Annotated in this window: 17 protein-coding genes; 8 read left to right on the top strand and 9 right to left on the bottom strand. The window is 48.2% G+C overall.

Annotation, left to right across the window (positions count from 1 at the left end):
• From KJS69_RS25310 to KJS69_RS25295, 4 genes are all read right to left on the bottom strand, one after another.
• The coding region (locus KJS69_RS25310; protein ID WP_213586588.1) for a helix-turn-helix domain-containing protein at positions 1 to 244 on the bottom strand (244 nt) is incomplete at its 3' end.
• Positions 245 to 336: 92 nt separating this feature from the next.
• Positions 337 to 1,788 (bottom strand): SulP family inorganic anion transporter, encoded by a 1,452-nt coding sequence (locus KJS69_RS25305; RefSeq protein ID WP_213586587.1) that lies wholly within the window; start codon positions 1,786 to 1,788, stop codon positions 337 to 339.
• A 759-nt stretch (positions 1,789 to 2,547) separates the two neighbouring features.
• Positions 2,548 to 3,246 carry an RNA polymerase sporulation sigma factor SigK gene (sigK, locus tag KJS69_RS25300; protein ID WP_213586586.1) on the bottom strand — a complete coding sequence of 233 codons (699 nt, stop codon included), beginning with the start codon at positions 3,244 to 3,246 and terminating at the stop codon, positions 2,548 to 2,550.
• 435 nt (positions 3,247 to 3,681) lie between these two features.
• A complete protein-coding gene (locus KJS69_RS25295; protein WP_213586585.1) occupies positions 3,682 to 5,139 on the bottom strand; it encodes a DHA2 family efflux MFS transporter permease subunit in 1,458 nt (485 codons plus the stop codon).
• 146 nt (positions 5,140 to 5,285) lie between these two features.
• Here KJS69_RS25295 and KJS69_RS25290 point away from each other — a divergent pair, with 146 nt between their 5' ends.
• Both KJS69_RS25290 and KJS69_RS25285 read left to right on the top strand, forming a co-directional pair.
• Entirely contained in the window at positions 5,286 to 5,855 is a 570-nt protein-coding gene (locus KJS69_RS25290; RefSeq protein ID WP_213586584.1) for a PadR family transcriptional regulator, read from the top strand.
• A gap of 922 nt (positions 5,856 to 6,777) precedes the next feature.
• On the top strand, positions 6,778 to 10,947 hold the full coding sequence (locus tag KJS69_RS25285; RefSeq protein ID WP_213586583.1) for a heparinase II/III domain-containing protein: 4,170 nt from the start codon (positions 6,778 to 6,780) through the stop codon (positions 10,945 to 10,947).
• A gap of 67 nt (positions 10,948 to 11,014) precedes the next feature.
• Here the strand turns inward: KJS69_RS25285 and KJS69_RS25280 are convergent, their stop codons facing one another.
• The 5 genes from KJS69_RS25280 to KJS69_RS25260 form a co-directional block, all read right to left on the bottom strand.
• Complete coding sequence (locus tag KJS69_RS25280; protein WP_213586582.1) at positions 11,015 to 12,388, bottom strand: beta propeller repeat protein; 1,374 nt, start codon at positions 12,386 to 12,388, stop codon at positions 11,015 to 11,017.
• The gene (locus KJS69_RS25275) at positions 12,375 to 12,929 is read right to left on the bottom strand and encodes an RNA polymerase sigma factor (protein WP_306434432.1); all 555 of its coding nucleotides are present in this window, start codon (positions 12,927 to 12,929) and stop codon (positions 12,375 to 12,377) included. The genes KJS69_RS25280 and KJS69_RS25275 overlap by 14 nt, the downstream gene beginning before the upstream one ends.
• A 538-nt stretch (positions 12,930 to 13,467) precedes the next feature.
• The gene (locus KJS69_RS25270; RefSeq protein ID WP_213586580.1) at positions 13,468 to 14,736 is read right to left on the bottom strand and encodes a glucuronate isomerase; all 1,269 of its coding nucleotides are present in this window, start codon (positions 14,734 to 14,736) and stop codon (positions 13,468 to 13,470) included.
• Positions 14,737 to 14,917: 181 nt separating this feature from the next.
• Positions 14,918 to 15,145, bottom strand: a complete 228-nt coding sequence (locus KJS69_RS25265) for a hypothetical protein (RefSeq protein WP_213586579.1) — start codon at positions 15,143 to 15,145, stop codon at positions 14,918 to 14,920.
• 18 nt (positions 15,146 to 15,163) lie between these two features.
• Entirely contained in the window at positions 15,164 to 15,370 is a 207-nt protein-coding gene (locus KJS69_RS25260) for a DUF1657 domain-containing protein (RefSeq protein ID WP_213586578.1), read from the bottom strand.
• Between the two features lie 190 nt (positions 15,371 to 15,560).
• Here KJS69_RS25260 and spoVAC point away from each other — a divergent pair, with 190 nt between their 5' ends.
• The 6 genes from spoVAC (at position 15,561) to KJS69_RS25230 (ending at position 21,998) form a co-directional block, all read left to right on the top strand.
• Positions 15,561 to 16,010: a stage V sporulation protein AC gene (spoVAC, locus tag KJS69_RS25255; protein ID WP_213586598.1), complete on the top strand. Its 450-nt coding sequence runs from the start codon at positions 15,561 to 15,563 to the stop codon at positions 16,008 to 16,010.
• Between the two features lie 2 nt (positions 16,011 to 16,012).
• Positions 16,013 to 17,029, top strand: coding sequence for a stage V sporulation protein AD (gene spoVAD / locus KJS69_RS25250; RefSeq protein WP_213586597.1), 1,017 nt, complete (start codon positions 16,013 to 16,015; stop codon positions 17,027 to 17,029).
• Between the two features lie 8 nt (positions 17,030 to 17,037).
• On the top strand, positions 17,038 to 17,388 hold the full coding sequence (gene spoVAE / locus KJS69_RS25245; RefSeq protein WP_213586596.1) for a stage V sporulation protein AE: 351 nt from the start codon (positions 17,038 to 17,040) through the stop codon (positions 17,386 to 17,388).
• A gap of 200 nt (positions 17,389 to 17,588) precedes the next feature.
• Positions 17,589 to 18,548 (top strand): AAA family ATPase, encoded by a 960-nt coding sequence (locus tag KJS69_RS25240; RefSeq protein ID WP_213586577.1) that lies wholly within the window; start codon positions 17,589 to 17,591, stop codon positions 18,546 to 18,548.
• 4 nt (positions 18,549 to 18,552) lie between these two features.
• Complete coding sequence (locus tag KJS69_RS25235; protein ID WP_213586576.1) at positions 18,553 to 19,785, top strand: DUF58 domain-containing protein; 1,233 nt, start codon at positions 18,553 to 18,555, stop codon at positions 19,783 to 19,785.
• Entirely contained in the window at positions 19,782 to 21,998 is a 2,217-nt protein-coding gene (locus tag KJS69_RS25230; protein ID WP_213586575.1) for a DUF4129 domain-containing transglutaminase family protein, read from the top strand. Before KJS69_RS25235 ends, KJS69_RS25230 begins: the two co-directional genes overlap by 4 nt.
• The last annotated feature ends 24 nt before the right edge of the window (positions 21,999 to 22,022 follow it).

The raw sequence follows: 22,022 nt of genomic DNA, 5'->3' as shown, positions 1-22,022 counted from the left end.
AACCGCCACCAGCCAAATAATCCTCGACAGCTATTCTCTTTAACTCTGCAGAATAAGCAGCATTCTTAGATGTTTGCAGCAGTCCGTTTGGACCTAATGACTGGTAAGTCTGAAGCCATTGCCTGATAGATGAAGGGTGTACATCAAGAAGAACTGCTATATGCTTAAGCGAATCTTCTCCACGTAAATACTTTTCAATAGCTGCGATCTTTTCTGATCCTGATACTTTTGCTTTATGAGACATGAAAAAACGCTCCTCCTTACAGTAAACAGTTTTATTATTTCAACTGTCTACCTCAAGGGGAGCATAACAACTGATGGAGGGCGGGCTTTTTTTCATCCTTGGCCAGTCGACGGGTCGAGGCCGATTTTTTTCATTAAGAGCCGGCTGTCTTTATTGAGTCCGGTAATGGTTACTTTTTTATTCATTTGCTGATATTTCATTATGACCTTAGTAATAGCTGTCACTGCCGAGTGATCCCATACATGGGATTGAGTGAAATCGATGACGATGCTGTCCGGGTCCTCGTTATGGTTGAATTGGCCCATAAAATCAGACGTCGTGCCAAAAAACAATTGACCCGTTACCCTGTAGACTTGGCTGCCGTTGGATTTAACAGCAGCTTCAATCCGGATCTTTGCCATTTTCCAGGCAAAAATGACTGTACTGAGCAGAACGCCTGCCATTACGCCCTTGGATAAATCATTAGTAGCTACAACGATCGATACCGTGACTATCATAACGAATGAATCGCTGACGGGAATTTTTCTAATGTTCCGAAGCGAGTCCCAATCGAATGTTCCGATGGATACCATGATCATGACCCCGACTAGTGCGGCCATGGGAATCTGTTGAACCACTTTTCCGGCAACGATAATTAAGAATAACAGGAACACACCAGCAACAAAAGTAGAAAGTCGCGTCCGGCCACCGGATTTTACATTAATAACGGACTGACCGATCATAGCGCACCCTGCCATCCCGCCAAAGAAGCCGGTAACGACATTGGCCAGCCCTTGGCCTCTTACCTCCTTGTTTTTATCACTTTTCGTATCGGTCATTTCATCCACTATGGTAGCGGTCAGAAGGGATTCCAGAATACCGACGATCGCCAAGGAGAGCGAGTAAGGAAAGATAATGAGCAAGGTTTCCCATGTCCACAGCACCTGAGGCAGTTGAAAAATCGGTAGCGAGCTGGTGATGGTCCCCATATCTCCCACGGTATTGACCTTCAAGCCAAGCCCGATAGTCAGGATGGATACTATAATGATGGCGGCAAGAGCTGAAGGGAAGGCTTTGGTGAATTTCGGCAAAATATAAATAATAACGAGCGTTAATCCGACCAAAGCGTACATAATCCAGCTTTGTCCAACAAAATGGGTGAGTTGGGCTACAAAAATAAGAATCGCCAGCGCATTGACAAACCCGGTCATGACCGAATGGGGGACGAAGGTAATAAAGCGGCCCAGCTTTAGCAGACCCATGCCATACTGGAGAATTCCGGCCAGAATGGTGGCGGCAAATAAATATTCCAGTCCATGGTCTTTAACTAGGGTTACCATTAATAGCGCCATCGCCCCGGTAGCTGCGGAAATCATCCCCGGCCTTCCTCCGACAAAGGAAATAACGACGGCTATACAGAAAGAAGCATATAAGCCTACCATCGGATCTACTCCTGCAATAAGAGAGAAGGCGATCGCTTCCGGGATCAAGGCAAAAGCTACCGTAATCCCGGAAAGAATGTCCATCCGGGTGTTAGAAAACCATTCCTTATTAAGTTGTCCCATCTAAAAATTAAACTCCTCCTGCAACTCAGCAATAAAGACCGGATCCTATCCGCTCCCATAAAGCGTCATTGAAAGCTCGCTATAAGTCTTGTCCTGCCTTCCCTCTGTTGGCAGACCCGGGAATTTGCGATAGAAGACCAATATTCCGTCCCGATCCCCCTAATAACGCTCTATGTATAACTTAATCTTTATTGTCGACAGTTCCTGACTGTGATAGATATTTGTTGACTTTCCACTCTCAGAAAAGCCGGGTCCGATATTCACAAATTAGAATTATATCTTATGCCAGCTTATTTGACCAGCTTCTTTTGGGTAGAACTGACGATAATTAGCTCATTCGAAGCTAAGCAAATGAAAAAATTTGAATAAAGAAAGTAACTATGCGGTATAAGAATGATGATTCTGAAGGTAACCTTTTAGAGACGGATCCGTTACTCAATTGATAGGAAAGACGGATTGAACACGTGGAAGAACTAGAAACGTTCCATGGGAAATGAAATGGGGATAATTTTACTTTTTTCGATGTGAGCTGAACACGATTCGCCACATTATTAGCTTCTGCCTCATGGATATCTATTAAAATAATTTCAAAACCATCCTCAAAATGAAATGGCCCACCCAATTTCGCATTGTTAAGAGGCGCGGGTGGGATCTGTTAAGTAAATTATGACCTACCAGTGCATAAAAGTTGACTCCTTGATGGAGTGATGTCCAAGTTCTTTTTTAAGCCTGCGGCAACAATCCGTTGAAGTCTATCTATTACTTGTTCTTATAAAATTCGTGATACAGCTTCATTAATGCTCTCTTTTCAATTCTGGAGACATAGGAACGGGAAATACCCAGTTCTTTTGCAATCTCTCTTTGGGTTCTTTCATCGCCGCCCAGCACTAAGCCGAAGCGCCCTTTGATTACTTCCTGCTCCCGGTCATCCAAGATGTCGAGATGGTCATAAATTTTGCTTTTTTCGATTTTAAGCTGAACCCGTTCCGCTACATCATCCGCCTCCGTCCCCAGGATATCTATCAAAGTAATTTCATTGCCCTCTTTGTCAGTCCCGATCGGATCATGAAGCGATACGTCCTTTCTCGTCTTTTTGAGGGAACGGAGATGCATCAGAATCTCATTTTCAATACAACGGGCAGCAAAGGTAGCTAATTTCGTCCCTTTGTCGGGGGAATAGCTTTCTATTGCCTTAATCAGCCCGATGGTTCCAATGGAGATCAAATCTTCCAAATCTTCTCCGGTGTTATCGAACTTCTTGACAATATGAGCGACCAGCCGCAGGTTATGCTCAATGAGCATGTTGCGCGAATGAGGGTCGCCCTGAGCCATTCGTTTAAGATGTTTCGATTCTTCCTCTTCGGTCAGAGGTTGGGGGAACGCGTTGTTTTTGACATAAGAGACGAGGAGCATCAGTTCTTTGATGAATAAAGCGATTGCCGTAAATAGGCCCGGCACATCTGTCACCTCCTGAGCGTTAGCGGAACAAGACTGCCTCATGGGCGCCTTTGACGAATATTACATTCTATGTGGGCCATCGCCTAACCGTGCCTGTACGGGCGGGAAAAAAGCTAACGACTTAGGAAGCGAAGCCGCATCAAGCTGCATCCCCCGATTAATGAGCACAATAAATAAACCATCCCGATTCACTATGAGCAGTGGTACAGGATGGTTGTAAGTCCATTAGGAATTATGAATGATTTTATGACTGAATTCTATTGGCGATAAAAACAACCTCTAAACGCGGTCGCTCATCTTGGAAGGACTCCGGCAGGTGTTTTTCTCATTTTCTTTACCTCTAGTCGCTTAGGCTGTTATTGAGATGAAAAGCCTCTATTCCAGTACGAAGGGAAGTACCTCCGTGCTTCAAACACAAACATCCATTCTCGGCCGTCAGGATGGCTCCGTTGCGGCTTCTGCCGTCTTCTTTCCTTTGCGCAGCAGAAGAAAAGTGCACGGCAGCCCAATCAAGGCAATGACCGTCGCGATCGTAAACACATCGTTAACTCCGAGTGTAAAAGCTTGCTGCTCCCAATCGGCAGCGGTGGTGCCGGGAGCCGATGCTTTCAGGTCTGCCAAATGGGAGGCAGTCCGAATTCCGAGAATCGAAGTGAACAGACCGATGGAGAAGGAGCCCAGGCCTTGACGAAGCCAGTTGTTAATAGACGAGGCATGACCGGTCCAGTCGCGGGGGATGACTTCCATCCCGGCGTTCAGCGTAGGCATCGACGAAAGAGCGATCCCTACGTTGCGAACGGCCATCCAAAAAGTGATGTAGCCGTGAGACGTATCGATCGACATCCGGCTCATTTCCCAAGTGCCGATGCCAATGAGCACCAATCCGGCGAAAATAAGCTTGAAAGGGCCCAATCGCTCGTACAACTTGCCGGTAATCGGCATGAAGATAGCCATGGTCAGCGAGGAGGGAAGCAAGATCAAGCCGGTCGTCAACGCGGAGGCCTGCTGGATGGTCTGCAGGAATACAGGCGCAAGGAACGTTCCCGAATACAAGCTGATCGTTATGATGCAATTAAGAGCGATGCTGATCGTATATCTAGAATATTTGAAGACCCTCAGATTTAGCAGAGGGTCCGGAGTTGTCAATTCTCTGCGTACGAACCATGCCAGAATAACAAGACCGGCAAAGATTAAAGATATCGTTGTCCAAGAGGTCCAACCCCACACACCTCCCTCGCTGAACGCTATCAGTAGAGACAGACTGCCCAGAATAACGGCGATAAATCCGGGCAGATCCAATGATTTCGTTGAAGTCAGGCGATACTTCGGAATAAACAGAATGACGGCGATTACGCCGGCCGCACCGATCGGCAAGTTCATGAGAAACAGCCATTTCCAACTGAACATATGAATTAACCAACCGGCCAGCGTCGGACCGAAAGCCGGAGCAAGCATCATGGACAAGCTCCAGATGCTTAGAGCGAATGCTTGCTTTTCCCGCGGGATGACCTGGTAGACGATTGTCATCGTTGTCGGCATGATGAGTCCGCTGAAAATCCCCTGAAGGACGCGGAATACAATAAGTGACCGGATGTCCCACGCCATTGCGCAGAGCCCGGAAACGAGGGTAAAACCGATGAGAGCAAACAAGTACAGCTTTTTATAGGTAAAGCGATCACCGAGATAGCCGACTATCGGGGCGACGGTACCGGTCGCCAGCATGAAGCCGGCCAATGTCCATTGAACCGCGCTCAAATCGGTATGAAAATGATCCATCAGTACCGGTAGAGCGACGGTAACCGTATTTGTGCTTAAAATGGCAAGAAAATTGCCGAAGAAGATGGCGAACATAATCGGCCAAAAGGCAGACGAGTTAGAGCTGCTTGTTTTCATAAGAACCTCCAGTATAAGGCTGGGATGTCAATCGTTTATCGATTGCTTATATGTAAATAGTTACATATAATAAAAGCTAATGATAATACTAATCGTTCAAGAAAGTAGATGTCAATAGTTGTACAGGGAAGGGGACTGTCCTTATTATGAACACTTTGGCGTATGGGTTGCTTGGAATTTTGACGAGAGGTCCTTGTACGGGATACGATCTGATGATTAAGCTGCAGCCCTTCTGGGAAGCCAAGCACAGCCAAATTTACCCTTTGCTTGCCCGGCTGGAAGAGAGAGGCTACGTTGCCCATACTATTGTTCCTCAACAAAATAAGCCGAATAAGAAGGTGTATGCTATTAGCGAGCAGGGGCGGTCTGCCGTTCGTCAATGGGTCGTGGAGCCAGCATCTCCGCCGGTAACCCGGGATGAGCTTGTTCTTAAAACATACTGCCTCTGGCTAGCGGGTGCGGAAAGCACATTAAAATTATTTCAGCAGCGGTTATCTCATTCTCGTCAGAGAATGGAGCACTTCTCGCAGCGGCTCGAAGAGTTGAAGAAGGAGTGCGGGGGGAGGATGACGGATATGGATTCTCCCCATTTTTCCAGATATTTGCTGCTTAATAAAGGAATATGCAGCGCCCGAAGTCAGGCGGAATGGTGTGATTGGGTCATTAGCCTGTTAAAAAAAGAGCAGGGAACTAATTTTTTTGATCATTCTATTTAATAAGACTTGTGCAAAATAGTAGAGCAGATTAGGACTTAGTATATTTATACTTTTACTTTTGCAGAACCGAAAATCAGGTTGAAACCTTGCAGTCACTGGAGCGCGAAGAGATCAGGTGCCTTGCTTTTTTCGCCCGGGAGAAGGGTAGCGTCTAGCTGTTTCTCCGCCTAGTTCACCCAGGAAAAGTGCGAGTAGAAGGGCAGCGTCTAACTGGATTTTGTATAGGTAAATGGAAGCGAATGCGGCAAGAGAAGCGATCTAGCTGTATTTTATGTAGGTAAATGGAAGTAAATGGTGAAAATGGACTAGGCTAGATGGAAAAACTGCATTTAAAATGGCGGATTTTTGCCGATATCCCCCTTTTTGCACAAAATAGATGGAGGTTTTCCATTTAGTTTTCGTTTTTAACCTCAAACAGAGCAAACTAGCTGCATGAAATCCATTTAGATCCCCGTGCAGTGCGAGCATAGACTGCTAACCTGGTGGCACCAGCAAGGTTCCAAGCCTCGCTTTTAAAACATCCTTAATTGGTGCGAGTAGACTGCTAATGCGGCACCAGCAAAGTCCTATTTTGCGACCATTTTAGTATCTGAAGATAATACACCCTTGCAGTTGAGTATGAAACTTACTGTCTAAGGTAGGTTGGGTCGCAATTTTTTTCAATTGTCACAAGGAAATAGAGAGAGGATGCAGAATACAACATAAGGATAAAATACAATATTAGGAATAAACTGTTGAGATGGCTTCATTAGACTAAGTACCCCGGACTATAGCTAACAGGAAGCTTTATCTCGACAGATGCGAAGGGAGGTAGAAGTAAGCATCGCTCCAAAATGTAAACGCTTTAGTATCGATTAATGCCACCTAGATAACAGCCTGCGTAGCTACCTGCAAAATCATTCGATAAAAGGAGAGCTGGCGGATGTTAAAAAAACCAGGGTTAATCATGTTGATTCTCCTGATGGCTCTAACGGGAACGACCGGGTGGGCAGTTGCCGCACCAATGGAAGGGAACAGGAGCGGGCCTGCGGTCGCCCCAGAGTCGATCCGGCATTATGTGGACAAGCATGCTTATATTCCGGGGACTGCTCAGCCACCCGTCATCGACGGCAGCTTATCAGATCCGGCCTGGTCAACAGCAGCCGAATTAAATTCCTTCGTTACGGCTTATGATAATCACCCAGCCGAGCCAGGAACGGTTGTTAAAGTGACCTATGATTCTTCTAATCTGTATGCGGCAATTCAAGCTCCAGGCGAAGAAGAGCCGACCTTGGCCCTCGTCGATCTGATGATCAAGCCTCCGGGCGAGGAGGATGCCTACTATGTAGTTAACGTCAAGAACGAGGCTCTGAATTTGCCCTATAGGACTAATTGGGGTCCGGGGGCAAAAGCGGTGCCAGGCACCAAGGTTCGACAGCAAACTATAGACGGGATATTTACAGCGGAACTCGCCATCCCTCTAGCTTCTTTAGGAATCCCCTCTATTCAAACGGAGATGCCATGGGGCTTCAACGTCGTCTTTTTGCATAAAATCAGCACGAAGCCTTTAAGTTCGTGGATACAGGTTCGTAACTCGTATTATTCGGACACTGGCGCGTCGGCAGTCACTTTTGTCGGGAATATTGCCGACCAAGGTCGTTTTGGCCGCCTCTCCTTTAGCCCGATGCCTCCGTCCGATTCGTTGAATAAAGACCCCAAATCGGGACAAGCATGGATTCCCGAACAAACCGAATTCAAGTATCTGGGATATACCGACAAGGAGTTTTCGTTCAAAAGAAAGGACATTCATGTAGGCAAAAAAACAAGTGTTTCTTTAAGGTGGGGGACCCCTTCAGGGGCTTGGTCAGAGCTTGAGGATGTTCAGATAGACCAAAGAGGAGAGAGATGGACTATAGCTTTCAGTCATCCCGAGCCAAAGGAGGAAGGCCTGTACCGTCTTGAATTGAAGGTGAGTCAGGGAGCGCCGGATCAGGACTATTCAGCCTTTATCGTGTTTGATCGCAAAGACTTGATCGACGCCGGCGATCGCCAATATGCGGCTCTAAAGGAACGAATAGAGAGCCCGAAAACTCCCGTAGCGCCCGCTCCTCCCTCTGAGCAGGTACAATCCTTGCTAGAGCTGATTCCGGACAAAGTTGGGTTTATTTTTACCGGACTGCCAGATCGTTCCGAATTGAGACCGTATACTTTATATGACTGGGACCCGGCACAGCCCGGACAGATGACCTCTGTTCATAGTGATTTGACATACCCCAACGATATTTACAAAGAAAATAAAGTCATGTCCGTTCGCAACCGGAAAGGGGAAATCGTCGACTATCCTTATTATGAGGATGAGAGCGGTAAAAAGTATTTTATTACAGCTCATTTATGGTACAAGCAAAGGGATTATGTTCTGCAGCAAACTCCTATTCTGGCCAAACAGGATCCGCTTGGTGCCGCGCGTCTTTTGTACCGGTTTGCCCAAGTGTACGAAGGTTACGTGCCCACTAATGATTACATGTGGCAAAATTACCCGCTCAATGCGGATTCCGGCCCTCCTTACGCCTATTGGGGCGGAGTCTGGTATCGCTGGTATACGGCTGATCTGAACAGTTTAAAGCATCTTATGCAGGCCTATTCGGAAGTCAGCAAGACGGACGCTTTTGAAGTATTAAGCGGTGAGGTCGGAGAGGATGTGGAGAAGAAGATCATCGAAGATATGTTTAAACCATCCATCGATTATACAAGGTCTTATCCTGTTCTGAATCATAATATGGAATACAATAACTGGGTAGGAACGATAGAGCTCGGGAAAGCATTGGACGATCCGAGCTACATTCATGAAGCTGTAGAGCTTGTAGAGAATTATTCGATGGAGACCTATTTGTTCGATGGATTTTTCAAGGAAGTGACCTTTTCTTATCATAATCAATCAATCGGTGGAGTGGGGCAAGCCATCAATGCGCTTGAAGGCTGGAGTGATCCGGCAGATTATGTCTCTCCGAGATCTGGAAACCGGTTCGAACAGCTGGACATGGGAAACCGATTCCCGGTGCTTGGCAAAGCCCAAGAGCTCCCGAATTTGATGGTTTATCCGGATGGCAAATACTTCCCGATAATGGATACCTGGGCTAATGAAAAGGCGCCGGCCCCGAAATATGATGCGGGTTCCTTGTTGCAGCCGGCTTCGGGAATAGCGAGAATGACCCGGGGACGAGGCAAAGGAGTTGAACCGGAATATGGGTTAATCTGTCCTTTTGCGGACATGAGGGTAGAGGAACAATCGGTGGATTACCGTTATTTCGCGAATAGCGAAACGATTCAATTGGAAGCAAACTCACCCGGTCAAAGAATTGTCTTTGCCTTCGAGGCTCCGGCAGCCGATACGTACGAGATTAATCTGAAGCCATTTAAAGCCGGCAGCTACGGACGCTACGATATATCCATAGACGGGCAAACGTTGGTCGACAATTATAACTTCTACAGCCCTACTTCCGGCGTCCATGAATATGAAGCGCTCGGGATGATGGAACTTACGCAGGGGACCCACTGGATCAGCTTTGACAATGTCGGCAAGGACGAGGCTTCCACCAATTATAAGATGGGAGTTGTCAAGCTGGCTCTGTTGGATGAGGCTGCCCGACAAGCCAGAGACGAAGGAGAAGGAAGGGAGCCGGCGGAGGATCAGAGCCAGCTGTATTTGTCTTTCGTGCCTAAATACGGTCATAATCATTATGATCCGTTGAATCTTGTCTTCTATGGAGAAAATCAGGAGCTCCTGCCGGATATCGGTTATACCCATACTTTATACCGGCAATGGACAACGTCTACTCTTGGTCATAATACGGTTGTCGTTGACAGCAAAGATATGGAGAAGACGGGCAAGGCTATTAACGGAGGCAGTATCGAAGTGTTTGCGCCGGTCACTTCCGGGATTCAGGTGATGAGAGCCCGCCAGGAAACCGCTTATCCGCAAACGGACGAATATAGCCGGGAGCCCTGGATGATCCGTTTTCCGGGTCAGGATGGAGGAGGATATATCCTTGATTTGTTCCGGGTCGCAGGAGGGAACAGACATGAATACACTTTGCAAGGAGATGCGAATCGGGACAGCCAGTTTGTAACCGATCTGGCGTTGGATGAATACGGTCCGTACTTGCTTCCTCCTGGTACGGAGGTGGTGGAACCGGAAGGGGAAGGCGATACGGGGAGCGCGGAAGGACATTATTATGGGTATATCTACGTCCGCGATGTCAGCAAAGCGGAGCTTCCCGACGGAAGGTACGAGCTGACCCTGGAGACTAGCGAGAATGGGCAAGATCAAGCCCGTATGAAAATTATCGGGCGGGCGGATCCGGGACAGAATGAGCTGTACATCGGAAAATCTCCTTCGCTTCGTTCGACCCGCTTGAACGGAGTAGGCAAAGATATTAATAGTGAAGCGATCCAATATTGGATGCCCAAAATGGTGTTAAGAAGAGAGGGCAGCCACCTCCGAAGTCAATTCGTTACAGTGATGGAGCCGTATACTAACGAAAGGGCACCGATCATTGAAGGGGTCGAAAGACTAACCCCGGATGTTTCAGCGGATGGAGCGGTGGCTGTTGAGGTGTCCTATGGAGACTATACGGACCTTATATTAAGTTCTCCTCGGTCTGAGGATTCGCTCGTAATCGGAGATATAACTCTGCAAGGCAAGATGGGATGGATCCGATTGAAAAATGGCCAGGTAGAGGAAATGGCTTTAATCGGTGGAACTTTACTGCAAAAAGGAGACGTTCAATTGACGGGTGCCGGCCCGATTGCCGGTTCCGTAACGGAAGTATGGCGACAGGCAGATGGAGCGGCTTCCGACGGATTTTTGCTCGATACGGAAGTTCCGGACAGGATGAAGGACAGCTATATCGTTATCACCCACCCGGATGGTTCTTCTCATGGCTATAAAATAAAAGAACTTCAGCGGCAAAATGGGCAAACCTTTATCCAAACCGACGGAATCGACCCCGGATTTACGATAGGTGAAGACGGACGATCCAGTCTAAAATTTCACCCATTCACGTCATGGGAAGGAATTCATACCTTCCGCATTGAGAACATCGCTACCCATTAAGTATATTTAAATGAAAGGCGTTCCTGCTCTCAGGAACGCCTTAGCCTTAGGTATGGGATTGCGCTATTCAACTACCCGGTTCGATTTCGGCCTTCATTTTCCAAGCGAGTCCACCATCTCTGGTTGTCCAGAGGGCTTTCTCCGTCAGCAGCCAGCCGTTCCGCTCATCGCTAAAATGTAACTGCTTTGCTTCTGTAAAATCGGGGTTTCGGTAACGTTCCTTCCACGAATCTCCCCCGTCTGTGCTGGCGAATAATAATCCTTGTTTCCGATCTATATAGAAACCGGTTTGCGAGCTAATGAATTGAACCGTCTCCGGTTCCGAATCGATTCCTGTGGTCGGAGTCCAAGTGCTGCCTCCGTCTTGGGTGATATAGGGAATTGTGATTAATCGTTCCGCTGCATAAAATTGTAGAGGCATCCAGCCTTCCTGCCCTTTCGAATCGAAGAAGACGGGCGGAAGAGCGCTGCTGTAATATTCTATTCCAAGATCATCCGGAATTGATAACTTAATTGGCTGCCAGCTTCGGCCTCCATTCCCGCTGTGGAAGATGAGGGGATAATCCTGGGCATGGTTAATTGAAGTGATCCACCCGTTTCGTTCATCCAGGAAGGTCATGCCAGTCGGGTAGCTTTCAATCTGCTGGCTGATCTCTCCTAGACGTGTCCAGGTGATTCCGCCGTCCTCGGTCCGGTAAAGGGCTTTCCCCATCTGTCCAGCTCCGGGATCGGAGGTGACCAGCAGCCAACCATTGTGCTCATCAATGAAGCTGAGCTTCTGCATCCCCGCTCCTTCCCACGGTTCTTGGACGTCAACAGGCACACTTTCCCAGTGGCTGCCTCCATCCTCGGTACGCAGAACACTCACCTGGCCTCTTGCGGTATCGTTTTCTTCTGCTGGTGAGAGAGCAAGCCAAGCTTGCTGAGGGTCACTGAAGTAGCTTCCGGCCTGTAAAAAGACCAGCTTCGATAGCATTTTTAAGGAATCGGGAGTGACATCATCCCAGCTTTGTCCTCCATTTGTAGTCCTCAGTAGCTGCTGCCCGCTTATGGCCCACCCCTGCTGTTGATCTGCCCAATGAAGGCTTTCTAACGACGGAAGCTTTGCCAGCTTATCTGTCGAATCTTGAGGGGGGGAGTTCCCCGTAATGGATGTGTTCTTATCGGGCGTATTTTGGTTTCGATAAGGCGCTGTTTCATCCGGAAATCGGCCTGAATCCTTCCAGGGAATCCAATTTCCTCCGGCGAAGAGAGCTAGGGCTCCAAGGAGTACAATTCCGCTTCCAAGCCACCAAGCCGGCTGATACCGCTTCGCTAGATCATGATTATGCCCCAGCTTTACCCTGGTTTGAACGGATTGCTTCAAAGAATGCGTAAACATCTTTTGCGTGAATGGCTCCGGAGCTATTTTATCATACCAATCCGGTCTAGATCGTTTCATAATTATCCCCCTCCTTCAGCATGGCGGATACTTTGGCACGGGCCCGGTGAAGCCTTGATTTGACGGTGCCCATAGAGATTCCTAATAAGTCAGCCATCTCTTGAAGAGACATCGCGTGTTGAATATCCAGAATCAGCACTTCCCTGAATTTGGCAGGTAGGCGCAGGATCGTTTTCCATATTTCATCACTCATCATCTGATCTATATAATCGTCTTCAGCGGAACGATGGGTTTCGCTTGGACGAATCCAATCTCGTAATGTCACTTTGCGGAAAAAGGCGGACCGCTTATAGTTGATGCATAAGTTAAAGGTGATTTTCAGCAGCCAGGATTTGACCGGGCATTCTCCGCGGAAGCTGCTGATATGACGATAGGCCTTCAGAAAAACCTCTTGCGAGATGTCATCCGCCTGAGCCCGGTTTTTCGTAATAAAATAAGCATAATTCCATATGTCTTGTCCGTAATCATTCATTAATTCATCTAAAGTATACGCATCCATCCGGGAGGCGTAACGCAAATAATCGATATCCAAATCAATCACCTCCATAAGACAAGACAACCCAAAACGCGAAAAGTTCCCAGGTTAGAACAACTAATTTATGGGAATATACTAAAGGAGATTGCATGAGTTCGCCAGCATTGAAAGGGGGAGACCATTGTTTTACTTTGGCCTGTTTTTTATTTTGTTTGGCTTGATCTCCGCCTGTTTTCCAAGATCAGTCGCTGAGTTGGCCGGGGCGAGATCGCAAAGAGTTCTGAAAAGTGAGTCGAATCACGAGCTAAACCATGAGTCGAAGAACGAATGGAGGAGCACCACTTATTGGAGGTGGGCGCGGATATGGGGATTCTTCTTTGCCTGCGCAGGGGCTATTTTATTAATAGCTCGATAGTCCCTTCAGCAATGGGTCACACCGCCATAGCGCAATTGTCCTATTGCAAACATCGGGCGGGTAGTTCGATTGAAGATGGATCGGGTTAAGCGGCGATCATCGATAATTAAAGGCCCACAGCACTTTAGAAAGAAGCGGAAGCTGTGAGCCTTTAAGCTTATACTGCATATGTCTTAGCCCGATGGCTGTTTATTGGATAGCCGCTGGATCGGGACGCCCCAGAAACTTCCAGAATGTTCCTCCAAGCAAATCCTCGACATCCCGCCGGATTTCTTCTTCCTCCAAACGCCATCCGGAAGCCAGTAGATCCCCGTACTTATCGCAAAGTACTTTGGCAATAATGTTACGGGAGTGATCCCACTTATAAAGCAATTGATCGAGAATACGGCAGTCGGAGTGCTGGGGAATAACACTGCCGCCCAGCAATTCCAGACGCATGCGTGTAATTTCCTCAATCAAGCTCGGGTTGTTAAGGAACCACCAGCAGCCGAACACCAGCAGATTGCGGTTCTTTCTCGCCGTTACAGCAAGCTCGTGCTGATTTTCCCGGGATAGCATCGTGACCAGAAACTTGTTGTCTTGATATTTGCTGACAATCCGCTCTACGGCTCCGATGTCGCTCTTGCCTACGCTGTCCCCCGCATCTTTAAGAGCCGGATTGACTTTGCGCTTCACTCCGATCATCATCGCAAACGGAATACCGGACTCACGGGTTACCGGAATAATGCACTCATCGATAATCGTTCCGCGGACCGAAGCTTCCGGATAAGCGAAATCCGAAGGGAGGGAAACGGCTAAATATAATGGATCCATCCGACCGATCCAGTCTTTCAGGAATCTGCGGATTTCTGCGAGCGTGTTGTCGTTCAGTTCTTCCGTTACTTCATATCCCTGGTCTTTAAGCTTTTGCCAGCTAGTATCCCACAAATTGAGCAGGGGATCAATTCTCAAGGCGGCCTTGAATCGGGAATCCTGTTTAATTCCCTGATCCCATTTAGCACGTTCGTAATCATCGAAGGGGTCGTTCGTCATAACAACGGTTTTCACTCTGGATAATTCCAGAATTCGGTCAATATACTCTTCAGCCGTGACCGAGCGGAAATAGGAACGGTATTCTTCCAGGTCCCTCTTTGCTAAGTCAAAGCCCAATCTATTCAAAACCGTAACGACTCCCCGGCAAGCTTCGCTATATGGAGAATGCTCGATAAAGAGCGTTTGCCAGATCAAATCGGCCTGCTCCTGTTTGCTTAGCGCCCAAAACTGCTCATAGGGCAGCTCGGGACGGAATCTCATCGTCTCGGCAATTAAATAATGATATGTAAGCAACTCGTCGATACCCCAGAGCAGCAGATCTCCGAACGACTCCGCGAACAGATGGGTATGAATATCGGTAACCGGACATTGGTTGACCGTTTCTTGCACAAATGCGTCTAGTTGTTCTTTGGTCCGAATGGTCATATTCCTTATTCCTCCTTCACGATGAACATATTATAACATTTATTCGGGAATAGGCGTATGACTCATTTACGAACTAATAGCGTTAGCATACGATAATATTATTTGTAAACAGCCAACAGTCCCCAGCAATGGGAGAAAACCATGAGGTAACTGTTTATGAGCCGCCAAAAGGAAATGATTGTCATTCTGATTTTGTTCGTCTTGCTTGTCCTTCTGTTATTGTTTTTGCTATAGCCCTATTGAGGGCTTGAACACCCCAAAAAAACCAGCCGTGCTTATGGTGACCAAAAGCCTGAAGTGAGTTTGCAGAAGGAAAACCGTTATGTTTTCCCCCAGGGAACTCTCCTCGTTGGTGCTTATTCACCGCAGAAGCGAAGCTGGTTTTTTGTTGCAAATCGTTATTAATCATCTATGATCTGGTACTCGGTTAGAATCCTTTATACTGGGGCTCTTCATTTTCCAACTGCTGAACCCGGTTATCTATTTGCTCAATAACCTGCTGAGTTGTTTTGGAAGCATTCTCGAACATCGTTTTGGCTTCCTGATTTTGCGTATTGAGCGCAAATTGCTCCAAGCTGGCTTGTGCGCTTTTTAAAGAGGCCAAGCAGGTTTTAACTTGTGAAGCTACTGTCATCGGCTAACACCTCCTGTTTTATTCTGTGATTACTCACTAAAGTAATATTTGCAGTTCCACGGGAAAACATACCCTTCCCGTAAAATTCATAAGCGAAGACGGTTTGACAAATAATTTATATAGATCCGTAACTATTGCAGGAGGTCGAATAGCTGTGAATGTCAAAGCCAAAAAAAACTTTACGCCTACGATGCAGGAATATCAGGAATTAGCCAAGCATAAAGAGCCGCCTCGCCCTATATTAAAAAATTGTTTGCTTGCCTTTGTGGTGGGAGGGTTCATCTGCGTGATCGGACAGGCACTTATGTTCATGTTTAAAACATATTTCGGATTCACCCAAGAAACGGCGGGCAATCCAACCGTTGCTATTCTTATTCTCATTTCGGTCATTCTGACCTGCGCGGGAGTATACGACAAGATTGCCCAGTGGGCGGGAGCGGGGACGGCCGTACCGGTTACAGGCTTTGCCAACTCGATGTGCTCTGCGGCGCTGGAGCATCGGAGCGAAGGATTGGTCCTAGGGGTAGGCGGCAATATGTTCAAGCTCGCCGGTTCGGTTATCGTGTATGGAACGGTGGCGGCCTTCTTCATCGGTTTGCTTCGCTTAATCTTTATGGGAACAGGAGGAGGAGGACATTGAGGATCCTTCGGGGCCATCAAAGCTGGTCATTCGAACATAAGCCGGTCATTGTCTCGACGGCTACGGTTGTTGGACCGGAAGAGGGGAAGGGGCCTTTGGGCAGCGAGTTTGATATTGTTCACGGAGATATGACCCTGCAAGAAAAGACATGGGAAAAGGCGGAGCGCAAATTAATGGAGGAAGCGGCCAAGCTGGCCATTGAGAACGCCAAAACGACCAAAGAAAAAATCAATGTTTATGTCGGCGGCGACCTTATGAACCAGATCATCAGCAACAGCTTTGCTGCGCGTACCTTGTCCATTCCGTATCTTGGGGTTTTTGGTGCCTGTTCCACTTCTATGGAGAGTCTGGCTCTTGCCTCGATGATCGTCAATTCGGGAGGAGCCAACTACGCTTTGGCCGGAACATGCAGTCATAACTGTACGGTCGAGAAGCAGTTTCGATATCCGACCGAATACGGGTCGCAGAAACCTCCAACCGCCCAATATACCATTACCGGGGCAGGAGCGGCAGTTGTAGCCCAAGAAGGCGAGGGGCCTGTTGTGACCAGGGCCACGATTGGAAGAGTGGTCGATATGGGGATTAAGGATCCGTTTAATATGGGGGCCGCCATGGCTCCTGCCGCAGTGGATACGATACAAGCCCATTTACGTGATTTTCGGATCCAGCCCGGGGAGTATGATCTGATTGTGACAGGCGACCTGGCCAAAGTGGGACACAGCATTGCTTCTGAATTGCTGGAGAAACATAAGGTGCCGATGAATCAAACCATCTTTGATGACTGCGGTCTTATGATATTTGATCTGGAAAAGCAGCCGGTTCAGGCCGGGGGCAGCGGATGCGGCTGTTCCGCCGTTGTAACCTACGGACATTTATTAAAGAAAATGTATAAAGGGGAAATCGACAAAATGCTTGTCGTAGCGACGGGAGCTCTTTTGTCTCCGCTATCCTATCAGCAGGGAGAAAGCATTCCGTGTATCGCCCATGCCGTAGCTATTGAGAACGGAAGGAGGGGATGATCATGGCTATGCAGTTTCTTTGGGCTTTTTTGGTCGGGGGCGCTATCTGTGTCATAGGCCAGCTGCTGCTTGACGTGGCGAAACTGACTCCTGCCCATACGATGAGTGCGCTCGTCGTTTCCGGGGCTGTCCTCGACGGATTAGGCTTGTATGACCCATTGGTTAAGTTTGCGGGTGCAGGCGCTACGGTTCCGATTACCAGCTTTGGGAACTCCTTGGTGCACGGTGCCATCAAGGAGATCGAGACGAATGGCTGGGTCGGAATTCTAACCGGTATTTTTGAAGTCACAAGCGCTGGGATTTCCTCTGCGATCATTTTTTCTTTTTTGGCTGCATTAGTTTGCAGGCCAAGAGGGTGAGTCCGATTCCAATCACATAATATTCGACATTATTTTTTAGGTCCCTGGAACTGAGATATGGTTCCGGAGACCTTTTTTGTTTGGGCCCGGCTGCTCTTTTTGAAGTATACTTAAACTGTCAAATCTTGTACAATAAGGGGTAGTCGGCATGGCGCTGGCCGCACAGATTACTGGCAACGAAGCAAGAAGGAGGAGTGTCAATGGAGGGCAGCCTGAAGGAAGAGACGCAGCTAATTCAGCGGCTACGAACGAATCTGGAATCTTGCATACTAGGGAAAGAGAAAGAAATTGAACTACTAATGACCGCTCTGCTGGCCGAGGGCCACGTACTGCTCGAGGATGTCCCGGGGACCGGGAAAACCGTGCTCATTAAAGCGCTTGCCAAATCGATTCAAGGACAATATCGCCGAATCCAGTGCAACCCCGATTTACTCCCCACAGATATTACGGGCGTGTCGATTTTTCATCCTAAAGAAGAGAGCTTCTTATTCCGTCCGGGACCCGTAATGACGAATATTTTATTGGCGGATGAAATTAACCGCGCCACGACCAAAACCCAGTCGGCGCTTCTCGAAGCGATGGAGGAAAGACATGTGACGGTCGATGGGGAATGCTATGAATTGCCCAAGCCGTTCCTTTTGCTAGCTACACAAAACCCGATTGATTTTGAAGGAACCTATATATTGCCGGAAGCCCAGCTCGATCGTTTCATGATGAAGTTCAGCCTCGGCTACCCGAACGAATTGACGGAGCTCGAGATGGTTACGGCGCAGAGCCGCAAACATCCGCTAGACGAATTGCAGCCGGTGGCGACGACCGAGCAAATTATTCAATTACAGTCGTTGGCAAGACAGACTCATATAGACAACGCGGTGGCTCATTATGCGGTTCAGGTATCCCGATTGACCCGTGAGAATCCGGCTATCTTCCTGGGGGCCAGTCCAAGAGCGACGCTATCGCTTGTTCAGGCAGCCAAAGCATTTGCTTTCCTGCGGGGCAGAGAATATGTCATCCCGGATGACATCAAGGAATTAACTCCTCACGTGCTTGGACACCGGATTATTCTTCAGTCAGAAGCAAGAATGGAAGGAGCGACCATCTCTTCGGTGCTGGAAACGGTATTTCGGCAGGTGAGAGTACCGGTGCGATTGGAGAAGTGATAGGATGAATGACTATTACGGTAATGTCGGACCGAGGTTGACTGGATTTGCTTTCCGTTTGGGCATCGTGCTCGCCGTCTTTACCTGTTCGTTGTTTTTCATGTTGTTTCAGGGCGGCAAGCTGGCATTCATGCTGTTTATAATCGTATTCATACTGACTGCTTACCTTCTCATGGGGAGATGGAGCGGAGTTAAGAAAACGACCGGAACCCGAGCCTTGCTGATCGAGCAGGAGAAACATCTGGTCGCTGGAGCTTCCGTTACGATTCGTATACAAGTGCAAATTCCCGGCTTCTGGCCGGTCCCATATTTGTTTGTTAAAGATCGGATTTACAGAAAAAACGGTGGAGAGCAGCTATTCGAGGCTTCTCTGGTGCCCGATTGGAAACGCCGGGGAGAGGTGGAATACAAAACAGCTCCCCTCCGGCGGGGAGTGTATCATTTTGATGCGGTTCAATGTTCGACAGAGGATATTTTTGGAGTATTTGAGCATACAGGATTTATCCACCTGCCTTCCAGCTTCAGAGTCTATCCGCAAACCGTAAAGATTAAGGAATGGAACCAGTTGAATTTTATGTTCAGGGGGACTCATTACCATTCGATGACTACCCGAGCGGTGAGAGAGACGACCCAGATCAATGGGGTTCGCGAATATAATTATGGAGATCGGTTGTCACGCATTCATTGGAATGCGACGGCGAAGACCGGTACGCTGAAATCGAAAGAATTCGAACGGGAATCCCTTCCCAAAACGACGATCGTTCTGGATTGCTGCAAGGATCATTATTCTTCAACGGATTCGTTCGAACTGGCGGTATCCGTGGCCGCTTCCTTGTTGGAATTCGCGAAGCGGAGTCAGCTATCGGTCAGTCTGCTGACGAACCGTTATATCGACCCGGCGGCAAGCTCTTCGGGCTATAACCAGATGCATGACCATTTGATCGATGTAGGAGCAGAGGTCTCATTATCCCTCCAACAAATCGTTAATGACCATTCCAGAATGATTCCTGCCGGAACATTCGTCGTGGTCGTATCGCCATCGGTGGGTGACAGAATGGCCCAGACCTTGGCGTGGATCAAGCAGCGCCAATGGATTCCCTGCCATTTATGGATAAATGCTGAGCTTCACAGCTCTGATGAACGCTGGATGAAGCATTTGAAGTCTGCAGCGATTCTAAGCTATTCGATCCATTCTCTGCAAGAATTGCCATCCGTATTGGGGGGGAATGGACGATGAAAACCAAAAATCCTCTGATCCGGCTGCTGCTTAGTGATTGGCAGTGGAGGCTGACCGCCGCCATTACCGGGATTTTCTTGCTGCAATTCGTAAGTTGGATTGCTGAGGAAGACTACGTATGGCTACCGGAGACGGTCCTCTATGTAAAGGTCTCCTTACTGATCGTCTTTATATTGGAAGTTCTGCTCTACCGGACAGGGGCGCTGCGGTTTCCCCTGCAGGCTATTGCCGTGATCCTTTATACGGCGTCCGTCGTTGATTATCCCCCGATTACAGCAGATGCGTCCTTTATAGAGAAGCTATCCCATTTTTTCGTACAGCTTCATCCCTTCGTCTGGTTTACTTCGGGGGCATGGCTTGTCTATGTGGTTGCCATTTATTGGGTGCAAGCACGCTGGCGCATCTATGTGCTGATGTTTATCAGCATTATTGCGATGGCGGTTCGCGATTCCTTCAGCCACGTCTATTTATGGCAGCAGGTCGCCATTGTCGTTCTATGCGGATTAAGCTTAATTGTCATTCGCCATTTTACCGATATGAAACACAGGAATCCGATCGGCTGGTCCTACCTGGCGGATTATCCTGCTACGGTAGCCATTCCAGTTGTCCTGCTGCTTTCGATCGTGGTGATTCCCAGTCTGTTCGCGCCTAATATTACCAATCTTCTGACCGATCCATATACGTTATGGAAGAACTGGAAAGGCGAGCCGGTCTCATTCAGCGGCAAAGGGTTGAATCCTTTTCAGAACGAGCTGGATTCCTCCTCTGGCTACAGCCGGAACGATCATGATCTGGGCGGAGGCTTCAATTTTGATTACAATCCGGTTATGGCGGTGAATACAACCCATCGAAGCTATTGGAGAGGCGAGTCAAGGACGATCTATACCGGAAGCGGTTGGGAGCAGAGCGCTTCGGAAAAGCAGGGGCCAACCTCAGCGGTTCAGCCGGCGAAAGTGTTAAGAGGCTACTCTGGATTTAACGATTCGCTTTCTTCATCGATGGAGGTCAAGCAAACCGTAACCATGCTGACAGACGATTCCTATCCGGTTTTGTTCGGCGCCTATTCGATCGGGCAAGTCGAAGAGGCGGCCGATGATCGCAGCTTCGAACGTCTCCAATGGATGGGACGATCGTCTGAGCTTCGCTGGATGGAGAGGTCATCCCTGCCTTATCCGCGAAATTATACCCTTACCTCACAGGTGACTATCATTAACGAAGACGAGCTGCGCAAAGTCCGCCGGATTCCCTCCGGAACTATGGACGAGTATTTGCAGCTTCCCGATACTGTAACGGACCGTGTCCGGACGATGGCCGCCGAAATTACAAAAGACGCCGAAACGCCTTACGATCAAGTAAAAGCCATTGAGCAATATTTGCAAACAAATTTCAAATACACGAATAATCCTAATTCCAATGGCTCCGATCAAATGGATTTTGTAGATCGTTTTTTATTCGAGGTGCAGGAGGGCTATTGTGATTATTTCTCCACGGCCATGGCTGTAATGACCCGCTCGATAGGAATGCCGACCCGTTGGGTGAAAGGCTTTGCCCCGGGAAGCCTGGCCAATGACGGATTGACAGAGCTGTTCTCCTATGAGGAAGCTGATCCGGATGGCGCGGGTACCTATACGATACGTAATTCTGACGCTCATTCGTGGGTAGAGGTTTATTTTGAGGGCTTTGGATGGATTCCGTTTGAGCCCACCTCGGGATTCGCGCTGCCGTCTTTTCAACAGCCTGCAGAGAACATTCAGCCGCCGGAGCTTGATCTGACCCCGGAGCAGACTCCCGAAGAGCAGGAGGAGTTGAAGGTGGAAGAAGAAACCGGTCAGCGTTCGAATATAATAACCATTTCAGTGCTGGGTATTATTCTGTTACTGGCTATTGCGGGAATCGGAATGACTCGCTGGGGACGTGACAGGGTTAGACTAATAGTAAGCAAGGAAATTCCCGCTTCCGGAATGCGTCAACAAGTGGTAGCGGAGTATAACCGTTTGATTCGCTATGCTCGGCGGAAGGGCAAACAGGCTCACGAATATGAGACGGCCAGAGAAACGATGCTCCGTTGGGCGGATCAGCACATCTGGGCGAGATCCGATATGCTGCGGCTGTTAGACTTGTTCGAGAAGGCCAAGTACAGCCAAGCACCGATCAGCCGTGAGGAATGCGACCAGGTTGTCTCGATTGTGAAGAAATTAAAAGAAAATCTATAGCTGGCGCAATCAACATTATTGGAG

The organism is Paenibacillus sp. J2TS4 (assembly GCF_018403245.1).
GTDB lineage: Bacteria > Bacillota > Bacilli > Paenibacillales > NBRC-103111 > Paenibacillus_L.
This window is presented reverse-complemented; position numbering and strand designations above follow the sequence as displayed.